The organism is Microcoleus sp. B3-A4 (assembly GCF_036705385.1).
GTDB lineage: Bacteria > Cyanobacteriota > Cyanobacteriia > Cyanobacteriales > Microcoleaceae > Microcoleus.
This window is the reverse complement of record NZ_JAUBUI010000004.1, coordinates 132,161-132,870: the sequence shown is the minus strand read 5'-3', so window position 1 is coordinate 132,870 and position 710 is coordinate 132,161. Positions and strand designations below refer to the sequence as shown.

1 pseudogene is annotated in these 710 nt (G+C 49.3%); it reads left to right on the top strand.

The window, feature by feature from the left end:
- A pseudogene (locus QUB33_RS03720) lies at positions 1-710 on the top strand (WD40 repeat domain-containing protein); the annotation flags it as partial.

Genomic DNA, 710 nt, shown 5'->3' with positions numbered 1-710 from the left:
ACTATCAAACTGTGGAACCTGCAAACCCAAAAAGAACTCAAAACCCTTTCCGGGCATAGCAGTTTGGTCTATAGCGTCGCCTTTAGTCCGGATGGCAAAACTTTGGCTTCAGCTAGCGCAGACAAGACTATCAAACTGTGGAACCTGCAAACCCAAAAAGAACTCAAAACCCTTTCCGGGCATAGCAGTTTGGTCCTAAGCCTCGCCTTTAGTCCGGATGGCAAAACTTTGGCTTCAGCTAGCGCTGACAACACTATCAAACTGTGGAACCTGCAAACCCAAAAAGAACTCACAACCCTTTCCGGGCATAGCGGTGTGGTCTGGAGCCTCGCCTTTAGTCCGGATGGCAAAACTTTGGCTTCAGCTAGCCATGACAACACTATCAAACTGTGGAACCTGCAAACCCAAAAAGAACTCAAAACCCTTTCCGGGCATAGCCGTCCGGTCATAAGCGTCGCCTTTAGTCCGGATGGCAAAACTTTGGCTTCAGCTAGCACAGACAAGACTATCAAACTGTGGAACCTGCAAACCCAAAAAGAACTCAAAACCCTTTCCGGGCATAGCAGTACGGTCTATAGCGTCGCCTTTAGTCCGGATGGCAAAACTTTGGCTTCAGCTAGCGCAGACACGACGATCAAACTGTGGAACCTGCAAACCCAAAAAGAACTCAAAACCCTTTCCGGGCATAGCCGTCCGGTCATAAGCGTCGC